This window comes from Acidobacteriota bacterium (assembly GCA_040754075.1).
GTDB lineage: Bacteria > Acidobacteriota > Blastocatellia > UBA7656 > UBA7656 > JBFMDH01.
This window is the reverse complement of sequence record JBFMDH010000009.1, coordinates 152,486-163,623: the sequence shown is the minus strand read 5'-3', so window position 1 is coordinate 163,623 and position 11,138 is coordinate 152,486. Positions and strand designations below refer to the sequence as shown.

The window sequence follows — 11,138 nt, the reverse complement described above, 5'->3', positions numbered from 1 at the left end:
GTTTTCTCCTTTAAATTTGGGGATTATTTCAAATCCAGCGCCATAATATTTTTCCGGTCACGCACATAAAGCGTGGTGCCGATAAGCGTTGGCACTGTCCATGAGTTGGTCGAGGTCAACGAAACTTTTGATAGCACATTCACGCCCTGGTCGGTCGGCGTCGCTAAACTCAAGTTGCCGTCTTCATCCAGCAGAATGAAATGCCCGTCGGCATAAATGAAACTCGAACGCGCGATGTTGCGGTCGCGCCAGAGCACCTTGCCGGTTTTAACATTCACCGCCGTAAAAAATGCCGGACCGAAATCGCCGCTTGACCCGTAGACAATGTCACCAAGGCGAATGCAGTTACTGAAATGTATGCGCATGGAGCGCGAAAACCAGACCTCTTCCGGTGTGGTTTTCGCGCCGTTTTTTATAAGTTTGATCACGCGACTGCCGCCGTTATAACCCGACGACACGAACAGCAAATCGTCATCGCCCCAGACCGGTGTGCTGGTGTTGAGACCAAAGTCCGTTGTGTGTTTATAACTCCAAAGCAGGTCGCCGGTCGTGGGATTGACGCCAACGATGTCATCGAACATGAAGGCGATGAGTTGTTCTTCGCCGCCGACGTTGATGATGAGGGGCGACGAAGTAGAATTTTTAAAATCATGTTTTTTCCAGACCACCGCGCCATCTTTTTGATTGAAAGCGATGATGGCACTGCCTTGTCCGCCGACCTGCATGATGACCATATGTTTATAAGCCAACGGGCTACAGGAATAGCCATTGACGCGGGTTGTGCCATTGAATTCTTTAATCAGGTCATGCGACCAGACAGGTTTGCCTGTCTGTTTATTCAGGCAATGAAATTTGCTGGTCGCGCCTGCGGTAAAAATCAAATTGCCGATAACCAAAGGGGTCGCGTGTGGACCTTCGCCGTTCGACATATCATAGTCTTTCGTAAACGGCGCGCTGTAGGCATATTCCCACAAGGTTTTTCCGCTTGCGGCATCGAGCGCCGCGACGATTTCGGTTTCACCTTTGCGATACATGGTGAAGAGTTTGCCGTCGGTTGCGGCAATCGCCGAATAGCCATCGCCAAGCGCGCGTTGCCATAATTTTTTCGGTCCCGTCGCAGGCCAATTTGTTGCAAGCCCTTTTGCCGGAGATTTGAAATTGCGGGTCGCGCCGCCCCATTGATACCAATCCGCCGATTGCGCAAAGACGATAGGGCTTCCGCCAATCAACAGTTCCAGCAACATCCCTGCGAAAAACCAGAGCCGTATTTTGCCTTGCAGTTTCATATGCCTCTCACTCTTTTCAACTCATCATTACCAAAAAGAGAGTCACCTGCCGGTCTCTCTTACTTTTGCCTTTTGATTTTTGCCTTTTGTCTTTTTCACTTCTTATGTCGTTCGAGATAATCCATCGCGAAATCAATCCAGTCCTGATTGGTCAAGCCGATTTTTTTTGCCTCTTCCTGCGCCTTTTCAACCGTCCAGCCATCGCGCATCACGCGACGAATCATCCAGAACGCGCCGACGCGAATTGCTGCCGCGCAATGAATAAACATGGGGCGATTGGCTGCATCATCCGTGAGTTTCAAAAACGCTTCGACCTGTTCATCTTGGGGATTGGCGAAACTCACAGGGATATTGAAATAGCGCAAGCCGAGTTCTTTGGCTTTAGCCTCTTCTTTCGCACCCGCGTGTTCATCGGGCGGGCGCAAATTGATGATGGTTTTGATGCCTTCGGCTTTGAGTTTCGCAAGTTGCACGAGACGCGGTTGTCCGCCTGTACAAATGTCTTTATCAACGCGCAGGAACCGGCGGATGGAAGTCACTTCATCCATTTCGGGAGTTTTTTCAACCAGTACCATATGGCAATCAGGACAATTTCCCGGTTGTTCAAAAACTTCGTCATCCTGTTTACAACCACACGGTGGACAAACATAAGGCTTTGTTGCGGTCGTCTGTACAGCGGAAAAAGTTGCAACTGAAGCAAGCAAAATTATCAGGAATAAACTGAAACTCCGTTTCATTTTTATCTCCAATTCATCTGTGAAATTTCAAAGCTATCGAATCTAACCGCACTTTACGAAAATGGTGTGAGGCAAGTCCTCACCAGCTTGTAATAAGTTGTATCAAGTTGTATCAGGAAAAGGTGGGCAGGCAATTGAAGAGAATGGAACCTTTAAAAGCTCAGCCAGCGCATTACTCCTATAGCAGTTTGCAAAAGCGTTTACGCAGTCTCTGTTGAGAGAGCGGTCAACGACCGCTTATTCAACCTCAGTAAATCGTATTGCAAACTGCTATAAAAACTCAGCCAGCGCATTACTCCCAAGCTAAAGAAGCATTGAACACGAAGCGGCACGAAGGAGATGAATAACCTTTTGTCTTTTTAATTTTCGTGTCCTTGGTGTCCTGGGGGTTCAATCTATCACCTGACCGCATCATCTGGCGATATGCTAAACAAGCTGATAAAAAGGAACCCGGTTGCCACGTTCATTCGTAGAGAAAAATATGTTTTGTCCAAATTGCGGAAAAGCCGAACAACAGGCGGAATCGTTTTGCCGACAATGCGGCACCTTTTTGCCTGACTTTGACAAAATCAGCAGTCGTCAAATTTCACCCGAACAACATTTCACCGCCAACATCACCTTGAATGCCATGACCGCAGTGGTCAGTTTGGCTTTGGCGATTACTCTTTATGTGATATTTCTCGGCAAAGCGGAAACACCTGTGGTCATTTACCTGACCGCAGGTTTTTTGACCGCAATCTTTTTCTGGCAGGTGCAGATTTTCTGGCGAACTCTGCTCCTAAAAAAACAGTTTCCGGGATTAAACAAAAAATCTGCAAACCCGGCGCAAAACAGCGCATCCGTCAAAACCCGAGAACTATTAAAAGAGCCGGATGCGAGCGTCACTATGCCACCAAGCGTCACTGAAAAAACCACAGCCCGATTGGGTGAAAAAATTCCGCCAAAATCATCGCAATCCGAACACTCATCCCCTTGAATAGCCTGAGATTTCATCGCTTGATAGATTAACGATAATCCTAAAGCTTGATGCGCCGGATGCCGAATTTGTCCGTTGGCAGGCGCAGATGACGCCCTTGATGGGTCTGATCGCCATTCAGCCAACGACCCGGTATCCACTGCCCGTTTGTGTATTTGCCTTCCTGAACCGAAAGGATGCCGACGATGGGTTCGCCCGGTATCGCTGCATCAAAAGTGACGGTGATGCCTGTACCGGCAATCACGAATTCATCCGGCGCAATCGCAATCCTATGCCAGCCGCAAGGTCATAAATGTGCTGTTGGGATCATCCGGGTAATCGCCGAACGGCTCACAGTAGGTGAAGCCGAAACTTTCATAAAGTTTTCGCGCGGGTTCAAAAGCCGCTGCCGAACCAGTCTCTAAACTGAGCCATTCATAACCTCGCTCTCGTGCCACTTCGATAATATGCGCGAGGATAGCGCGACCTGCGCCTTTGCGACGATGGGCGACGGGCGTGCGCATGGATTTGATTTCGCCGTGTTTAGGGTCAAGTTCTTTAAGCGCCCCGCAACCCAGTAGCACAGTTGCTTCCCAAACTGTCCAGAAGGTGATGTCGGGCGCGCGCAGTTTATCCAGGTCTAGCGCGTGAACGCTTTCAGGCGGTGAAAGCTCATACATATTTTGCAGATGTTCGTTCAACAGCGCGTGAATCGCGGGGTGACGCAGGTCATCAAGTTTAATCTCCATAGCGTGGTAAAGAAAAAAATTTTACCGAAAGCGCCGACATCGCAGATTTCACGATTGCCAACCTCGATGTCGGCGCTTTCGGTCTTAATTTCATGCCCTTCTCTTGAAAGGGCGAAGGATGAACATATTTCCCTTGCGTCTCCGGGACGCTCTGTTTAACCGGCTACCGGTTACAACTCGCGTATCCAGATGTTGCGATAGCTGAGGGGATTGCCGTGATCCTGAAGTTCAATGGGTTCCTTGAGACTGTGTTTTTCATATGCCGGTTGACCGATGTAAACGGTGTTGCCTTTCAACTCAACGTGGTCTTGAACGAGCACGCCGTTATGTATCACGGTGATGTATCCCGGAGTTGCCACCGTGCCGTTTTCGGCAAAGCGCGGAGCGCGGAAGAAAATGTCATAGGTTTGCCAGTCGCCCGGTTTGCGGCTGGCGTTGACGAGCGGAATGTGTTGTTTGTAAATGCTTGCCGCCTGCCCGTTCGAGTAGGTGACGTTGTTGTAAGAATCCAAGACCTGAACTTCATAACGGCTTTGCAGAAAAACGCCGCTGTTGCCTCGTCCCTGCCCTTCGCTTTCAACTTTTGCAGGGGTACGCCATTCGATGTGCAGTTGGCAATCACCGAATCCACGTTTGGTGCGAATATTGCCGGTGCCTTTGACGACCGTAAAAGCGCCTCCCGCGACTCGCCATTTCGCAGGCGCGCCGCCCTCTACATGTTGCCATTCGGAGAGGTCTTTTCCAGAAAATAAGACGATGGCATCAGATGGTGGAGCGGTTCCGACGCCCGGCGTGATGATTGGCGGCACCGGCTTCCAGACTTCTGTGAGCTTCGGGTCGCCCTGCGGTTGTTGCTGCTGCGCGAGATGATTGAGCGGCAAGAGTAACACTAAGCCGACCACTAACATTATCGTTATCATTAAACCCTTTTTCATCAATCCTCCATTTGCTAATTTCATAAACCGATTATTTCTACGTCGAACGATAGCCTCGACTACGCCAAAATCTGCTGCCATTCATATCGGCTACAGTTGAATACTGAACCAAGCGAAATCGCGTTCAGGCAATCACCTTCTCTAACAGGTGTGTTGCAAAACTGAAGCATTCCCTCCCGTAGTTCCATACCGCTTCCTCTACTGTCGCAGTCGCGCGGTTGAAAGCTTACCGATTTAGCGGACGTGAAATGATGCGACAATGAGCGCCAAGCCCGCAAGAACCAGAAGACAACCAAAAACTATTTGCGCAATGATGAATATGAAAAAGCGAATAGGTTGATGTGCTTTGTAAAAGATATCATTTTCATCAGTTTCGGCTTTTCCGGTTGACAGCGATTTTCTGGCACTGCGGATTAAAATGCCTCCCGCGACGATAAACGTAACCGCGATTAATAAAGGTAAGATCATCAATGACGTCTGCTCTGAAAACCAATCAAAATATTTATCAAATCTAACGATTGCAATAAGCCACAAAATTATACTTTGGGTTATATGCAATTGCTCCGGGTTCGTCAAATTATCATCTGTTAGCAATTGCTCAAATCCCGATACAATTTTTTACAACTCCTTACCGCTTGTGTACATATTTTCCGGCGATTTGGTTATATACTGGGGCGGATGTTGTGGAATCGTCTGCATAAAGATGCGTCAAGATGGACGTGGGTGAAACTCACGACCATTGCCATCACTGCCATTTTGTTGCCGACTATCCTGATTTCGCTGATTCAATACCGCTCGCTCAATGAATTGCAGAAAAAGACCAAAGCTGCCGTCAGTGAAAATCTGCGACAAACCCTGCAACGCTTTACCAAACGGGTCAAAGAGAAACTCGAAGATTACGCGGTCACTCTTGCCAAACAAATCCCGCCCGAAGAACTCAAACAACAGAACTGGGAACAACTCGATAAACGCTTCATCGCGCTGCTCGAAACCCATAAGGAAATCGACAACCTGTTCGCGCAAATCTATCGCCCTTCGCAAACCAACGCCTTTTCAGTGCTGCACACCACCAACGGTTCAGGTTACTGGATAGGCGGGCATTTCGTCAGCAATTCGGCGACCGGTTGCATCAACCGCTATTTCACCGAAGGCTTTGCCACGCAAAAAGCCCTCAACAGCAAAACCCGCGCTTATGTAGCCGAAGCCGAATGTCTGCAATCCACTCCCCGAAAACCGTCGTCGGTGGTTTTGGTCGCCCCTTTATTTGACGGAACGGAACTCAAAAAGTATTACGCCTGCCCGCCCTGTTATTGCAATCAACACGATAAACCGTTCGATAAACCGGGGCATTGCCCGGAATGCGGCATGACTCTTTTGGAAACCAGAGAGTATGGCTTTGCAGGCTTAACCGTGAATTTTTCCTACCTCACCGACATTATTTTTCCCGAAGTGGTCGCCGAAATGAAACGCGATTCCGATGAAGTTGAAAAAGAATATGAACTGGCATTGATGCTCTTTGATGAAAACGGCAAGGCGCTTTATAGCAGTCGCGATGAGGTAAAAAATTACGAGGTCGCCATTCCCTTTGCGCCCATCGTGCCGAAATACGAACTGGTCATCAGCTATAAAAACATCACTCTCGATGAACTGGCAAAAAATAATTTCCGGCAAAACCTCATCATCAACGCCTTCGTTTTTGCGCTGCTGGTGTGTGGCATCGTTTTGACTTTGCGCGCCATCACCCGCGAAATCAGACTGGCGCAGGCAAAATCGGCATTCGTCTCGAATGTCTCGCACGAACTCAAAACGCCGCTCTCGCTCATTCGATTGTTTGCCGAGACCCTCGAACTCGGACGCCTTAAAAGCCCCGAAAAAGCTAAGGAATATTACCGAATTATCAACAATGAAAGCCGCAGACTCACCCAACTCATCAATAACATTCTGGACTTTTCCAAAATCGAAGCGGGCAAACGCGACTATAATTTTGTCGAAGGCAATCTCGCAGACATCATCAACGAAGTCATCAGCAGTTATGAATATCAAATCATCAGCGCGGGATTTGAACTCCAGACCGATATTCAAACGAACCTGCCGGTTACGCTGATTGACCGCGACGCGATGGCTCAGGCATTACTCAATCTATTGAACAACGCGGTTAAATATTCGCCCGAAACCAAACATATAGCGGTACGGGCTTACCGGCAGGACGATTCCATCATCATCGAAGTCCGCGATAGTGGCATCGGCATTGCCCGCAACGAACAGAAAAAGATTTTTGAAAAATTTTATCGCGTCAGTGATGGTCTGGTGCATGACACCAAAGGCAGCGGACTCGGACTGTCCATCGTCAAACATATCGTCGAAGCGCACGGCGGCGAGATTCGTGTTGAAAGCGCCCTGGGCAAAGGCAGCCGCTTTATCATCGCCATTCCAATCAAACGAAGCGAATCTGCAACGCTTCCAGACAACCAGGTGGTGAACGAACCGGCTGAAAAAATAACCGTGTAGTGAGAAACCCTATGACTACGCAAAAAATTTTAATCATCGAAGATGAACCGAGCATGATTTTAGGATTGCAGGACAATCTTGAATACGAAGGGTATGAAGTCATCTCGGCAGTTGATGGCGAAGCGGGCGTCTCTCGCGCCTTAAAAGATAAACCGAATTTGATTTTGCTCGATGTGATGTTGCCGAAAAAAAGCGGTTTGGATGTTTGTCGCGAACTACGCAGTCTCGGCATGGATACGCCCATCCTGATGCTCACGGCGCGCGGGCAGGAGATTGATAAAATTTTAGGTCTTGAAATCGGCGCCGATGATTATGTGACCAAACCGTTCAGCATCAATGAACTGCTGGCGCGGGTGCGGGCGCATCTCAGACGCGCCGCCAAACTGGTGAGCGATTTGGAAACCTACCGGTTTGGCGACATCGAATTGAATTTCAAAAAATATCTCGCCTCAAAAAAAGGCGAACCCCTTGAGCTGTCGCCGCGCGAATTTGAGTTGATGAAATATTTCATTCGCCATCGCGGCGAAACCATCACCCGCGATGAATTGCTGGATAAAATCTGGGGCTATGAAAACTATCCGATTACGCGAACCGTCGATAATCACATCGCCCGTTTGCGTCATAAAATTGAAACCGTCCCAAATGAACCCGAATATATTTTGACCGTTCATCGTGTCGGATATAAATTTATCGGGTAACTCAGGAGTCACCCGACTCAAACCAATTCCCGACCCAGCCTTTCCAATCGGAGGTCATTTCAGATGAAGGTTCAAAAACTGATTCTCATCGTCTGCTTTTTGATAAGCGTTAGCGTTGTGTCAATGTCCGTCGCGGGTTCGCAGGAAACCGAACGCAGCCGCAAACGCGACACCTGGCAAAGACCCGGTGAAGTTATGGACGCGATGGGCGTCAAAGCCGGAAGTCGCGTTGCCGATATCGGTTGCGGTCGCGGTTATTTTACCTTCCGGCTGGCGGCGCGGGTTGGCGCAACCGGCAAAGTTTATGCAGTAGATATCGACGCGGAGGCGCTTGAAAAAGTGCGCGAACGCAAAGCCCAGGAAAAACTCGAACAGGTGGAACCGGTTCTCGGCGAAAGCGCCGACCCGCGATTGCCGGGTGACCTCGACGCGGTTTTGATTGTTGACACCTATCACGAATTTCGCGAATACCATCAGACCATGCAGGCGGTGTTTCGCGCCTTAAAACCCGGTGGGCGTCTGGTATTGATTGATGGTCAAGGACCCGAAGGCAGAGCGCGAACCGAATATCACCGGTTGCATGTGATTCCCGAACGGTTAGTGCGCGAAGAGATTGCCCGCAACGGATTCGTTTTTAAAGAGAGCCGCCCCGGTTTTTACGATGCGGAGTATGGCAAGCAGATGTACTTTCTGATTTTCGAGAAGCCCGCAAAGAGTGCTTCATCATTGAATGAAGCGGACGCGAACTGTATGGAACGATAATTATCGGATTGATGATTAAGCAACCGTTGAGGAAGCGGTCTTTGACCGCGTTTCATTAAATGTCGCGGTCAAAGACCGCTTCCTCAACTTACTTCCCAACGCTGCTTATTCGCTGAGCAATTGTTTGATTTGCGCTTCAAATTCGGCTCGCACATTCGGGCTGGTGCCTTTGTGGGTGTAGCGTATGCGCCCCTGTTTATCAATCAGGAATGCCACCGGCAGCGGGGTTTCAGATGATAATTTAAAGGCTTCGGCAACTTTCGCATCACCAACCGCGATGGTGTAATTCATCTTCTGTTTTTTCACAAAAGGCTTAACGATTTCCGCGCCTTCTTCATCAAGCGAAATGCCGAGCATCTCGAAACCTTGCGATTTATAATTCGTCGAAAAATCATTGAAGATAGGAATTTGCGAAAGACATGGCACACACCAGGTCGCCCAGAAATCCACAAGCACCACTTTGCCTTTGAGCGATGCCAAATCCACTTTGCCGCCATCAAGCACGTTCAATGAAAGTGTCGGCGCGGGTTCGCCTGCGCTTTCACCCGATGCGCCATTGGGCGCGGCATCGCTCACCGGTTTCATTTCGGTTGTCGTGTTTTTGGCGACTTCGGTGTTCGCAGGCGCAGAACCGAGTTGTTTCATGCGCGCCAAAAATTTATCGGGCTTCTCAAAACCTTCGAGTCTAAGGTTCGGGATTTCCGCGCCTCTGGCATCCAGAAACAACACCGTCGGCACGCCGCGAATGGCAAATTTATTTTTCGCGCGTCCGGCTTCCGAAGCCTCATCGGCGGTGGTCAAATCCAATTTCAAAGTGATGAATTTTTCGGCTTCGCTTTTTACATTCACATCAGTGAAAGTGAGTTGGTCAAGTTCTTTGCAGGGGATACACCAATCGGCAAAGGTGTCGATGATGACGCCTTTGCCCTGCTTTTGCGCATCAAGCAGAGCCTGTTCGCTGTAGGGTTGCCACTTGATGCTTTCACCGACTTTTACGGGAATGGCAAACCAGACCGCGAGTCCGATTGCCGCAACACCCAAGGCGCGAAGCACCCAGGCGAATTGCACCGGACGGGCTTTTCCGGCTTCAACGAACAATAGATACAAAGCCGAAATCGCAAAGAAGGCGACGAACACATAACTTGCCCATTTGCCCATCAACGGGTTTAAGAAGTACAAAGCCATGCCGATTAACACCAACCCAAAAACTTTGCGAACCGTCACCATCCACACCCCCGAACGCGGCAATGCTTTCAGCGAACCCGAAAACGCGCCGAGGAAAATAAACGGAAAGCCGAGTCCGAGCGCCAAAACGAAGAACAGTAAAAAGCCGAAAAACGGGTCGCCTTTTGAACTGACAAAAGCAAGCAACGCAACCACGAAAGGACCGATGCAAGGCGCAGCGACAATGCCCATCGTCAGTCCCATCATCAGCGCCGAAAAGAGACTGCTTTTTGATTGTTGCCCGCTGTTGGCTAAACGGTTGAGCGAGTCCGGCAGTTTGAATTCATAAACGCCGAACATCGAAAGCGACAATGCGACCATCAACAGCGCGATGCCGATTAAAACGATTGGGCTTTGCAAGAGCGCGCCAAACAGTCCGCCGGTGAGTGAAGCAATCACGCCAAGCACCGAATAGGTCAACGCCATACCCAACACGTAAAGCGACGACATCGCAAACGTGCGTTTGAGGCTTGGCTTTTGTGCGCCGCCTTGATTGGCAAAAAAGCTGATGGTGATGGGAATGATGGGATAAACGCAGGGCGTAAGATTCAAGAGCACACCCGCCCAGAAAATCACGAATAGTGTGGGCAATAAGCCATATTTTTCGAGGTTCGCGGCAATCTCGTTTTTATTTTCCGCGCCGCCAAATTGCGTGAGTTTCGTCGCCGTCGCAGAAGCCACTACCGAACCATCATCAACCTGCTGCGTGGCAGCTTGGGCAAAAACTTCGGCGTTGATTTCTTTGGCGATTTGCGAAGCCGCAACCAATTTAACCGGAATTTCAAGTTTCAAATCCGCAGGCTGCAAACAGAGATTGTTATTGCACGATTGCACGGTGACGGTTGCGCGAAGCGTCGCATCGCCGGGTTTCAAATTATTTTCGGCTTCGCCTTCAACGATGATGAAGGATTTACCTTCGAGCACTGCCAACTCTTTTTCCGAAAAGTCAAATTTCTGCAACTTGGGCTTTTGATATTTCGGCTCGGAAAATTTTAATCCGGCGACCGGCTCCAATTTAAGATTGGTGGCGACCAGATAATCTTCGGATGGAATGTGACCATTGATGTGATAGCCTTCGGCAATTTCGAGTTCAACTGCGAGTTTAAATTTTTTGCCCGCCGCTACTCCGTCCTGTGAAATATACCCTTTGGCTTTGACAACGCTGGCGCTGCCCTGCCCGATTTGCGCCGATACCTGAGACGCGCTGAATACAACCGCGAATAATAAACCAACCACAATCATCAATCTTTTTTGCATAGGAGCCTCATTTTAATTTTTCACCAC

At 49.2% G+C, this 11,138-nt stretch carries 11 protein-coding genes; 4 read left to right on the top strand and 7 right to left on the bottom strand.

The genetic code is table 11. The features are described from left to right. Positions 1–23: 23 nt before the first annotated feature. Both AB1757_12340 and AB1757_12335 read right to left on the bottom strand, forming a co-directional pair. A complete protein-coding gene (locus tag AB1757_12340) occupies positions 24–1,286 on the bottom strand; it encodes a PQQ-binding-like beta-propeller repeat protein (protein ID MEW6127818.1) in 1,263 nt (420 codons plus the stop codon). Between the two features lie 95 nt (positions 1,287–1,381). Beyond that, on the bottom strand, positions 1,382–2,023 hold the full coding sequence (locus AB1757_12335) for a sulfur transferase domain-containing protein (GenBank protein MEW6127817.1): 642 nt from the start codon (positions 2,021–2,023) through the stop codon (positions 1,382–1,384). A gap of 481 nt (positions 2,024–2,504) precedes the next feature. Here AB1757_12335 and AB1757_12330 point away from each other — a divergent pair, with 481 nt between their 5' ends. Further along, positions 2,505–2,999, top strand: coding sequence for a hypothetical protein (locus tag AB1757_12330; protein MEW6127816.1), 495 nt, complete (start codon positions 2,505–2,507; stop codon positions 2,997–2,999). A gap of 40 nt (positions 3,000–3,039) precedes the next feature. On the opposite strand, the gene AB1757_12325 is transcribed toward AB1757_12330, so the two are convergent. The 4 genes from AB1757_12325 to AB1757_12310 form a co-directional block, all read right to left on the bottom strand. Further along, positions 3,040–3,261: a DUF5597 domain-containing protein gene (locus tag AB1757_12325; GenBank protein MEW6127815.1), complete on the bottom strand. Its 222-nt coding sequence runs from the start codon at positions 3,259–3,261 to the stop codon at positions 3,040–3,042. Positions 3,262–3,268: 7 nt separating this feature from the next. Beyond that, the gene (locus tag AB1757_12320) at positions 3,269–3,727 is read right to left on the bottom strand and encodes a GNAT family N-acetyltransferase (GenBank protein MEW6127814.1); all 459 of its coding nucleotides are present in this window, start codon (positions 3,725–3,727) and stop codon (positions 3,269–3,271) included. A 170-nt stretch (positions 3,728–3,897) separates the two neighbouring features. Further along, positions 3,898–4,662, bottom strand: a complete 765-nt coding sequence (locus tag AB1757_12315) for a DUF1080 domain-containing protein (protein ID MEW6127813.1) — start codon at positions 4,660–4,662, stop codon at positions 3,898–3,900. Between the two features lie 234 nt (positions 4,663–4,896). Beyond that, on the bottom strand, positions 4,897–5,256 hold the full coding sequence (locus AB1757_12310) for a hypothetical protein (protein MEW6127812.1): 360 nt from the start codon (positions 5,254–5,256) through the stop codon (positions 4,897–4,899). A gap of 84 nt (positions 5,257–5,340) precedes the next feature. Between AB1757_12310 and AB1757_12305 the strand changes: the two genes are divergently transcribed. The 3 genes from AB1757_12305 to AB1757_12295 all read left to right on the top strand — a co-directional run bounded on the left by AB1757_12305 (position 5,341) and on the right by AB1757_12295 (position 8,630). Then, positions 5,341–7,170, top strand: coding sequence for an ATP-binding protein (locus tag AB1757_12305; protein ID MEW6127811.1), 1,830 nt, complete (start codon positions 5,341–5,343; stop codon positions 7,168–7,170). Positions 7,171–7,181: 11 nt separating this feature from the next. Continuing rightward, entirely contained in the window at positions 7,182–7,868 is a 687-nt protein-coding gene (locus AB1757_12300) for a response regulator transcription factor (protein MEW6127810.1), read from the top strand. Positions 7,869–7,931: 63 nt separating this feature from the next. After that, entirely contained in the window at positions 7,932–8,630 is a 699-nt protein-coding gene (locus AB1757_12295; GenBank protein ID MEW6127809.1) for a methyltransferase domain-containing protein, read from the top strand. Between the two features lie 105 nt (positions 8,631–8,735). Here the strand turns inward: AB1757_12295 and AB1757_12290 are convergent, their stop codons facing one another. Then, the gene (locus AB1757_12290) at positions 8,736–11,111 is read right to left on the bottom strand and encodes a cytochrome c biogenesis protein CcdA (GenBank protein MEW6127808.1); all 2,376 of its coding nucleotides are present in this window, start codon (positions 11,109–11,111) and stop codon (positions 8,736–8,738) included. Positions 11,112–11,138 lie beyond the last annotated feature (27 nt).

What these genes read in the sequence shown, in the direction of transcription:
- AB1757_12340 (MEW6127818.1), bottom strand. Translation starts at nt 1,286, where the DNA reads ATGAAACTGCAAGGCAAAATACGGCTCTGGTTTTTCGCAGGGATGTTG.
- AB1757_12335 (MEW6127817.1), bottom strand. Translation starts at nt 2,023, where the DNA reads ATGAAACGGAGTTTCAGTTTATTCCTGATAATTTTGCTTGCTTCAGTT.
- AB1757_12330 (MEW6127816.1), top strand. Translation starts at nt 2,505, where the DNA reads ATGTTTTGTCCAAATTGCGGAAAAGCCGAACAACAGGCGGAATCGTTT.
- AB1757_12320 (MEW6127814.1), bottom strand. Translation starts at nt 3,727, where the DNA reads ATGGAGATTAAACTTGATGACCTGCGTCACCCCGCGATTCACGCGCTG.
- AB1757_12315 (MEW6127813.1), bottom strand. Translation starts at nt 4,662, where the DNA reads ATGAAAAAGGGTTTAATGATAACGATAATGTTAGTGGTCGGCTTAGTG.
- AB1757_12305 (MEW6127811.1), top strand. Translation starts at nt 5,341, where the DNA reads ATGTTGTGGAATCGTCTGCATAAAGATGCGTCAAGATGGACGTGGGTG.
- AB1757_12300 (MEW6127810.1), top strand. Translation starts at nt 7,182, where the DNA reads ATGACTACGCAAAAAATTTTAATCATCGAAGATGAACCGAGCATGATT.
- AB1757_12295 (MEW6127809.1), top strand. Translation starts at nt 7,932, where the DNA reads ATGAAGGTTCAAAAACTGATTCTCATCGTCTGCTTTTTGATAAGCGTT.
- AB1757_12290 (MEW6127808.1), bottom strand. Translation starts at nt 11,111, where the DNA reads ATGCAAAAAAGATTGATGATTGTGGTTGGTTTATTATTCGCGGTTGTA.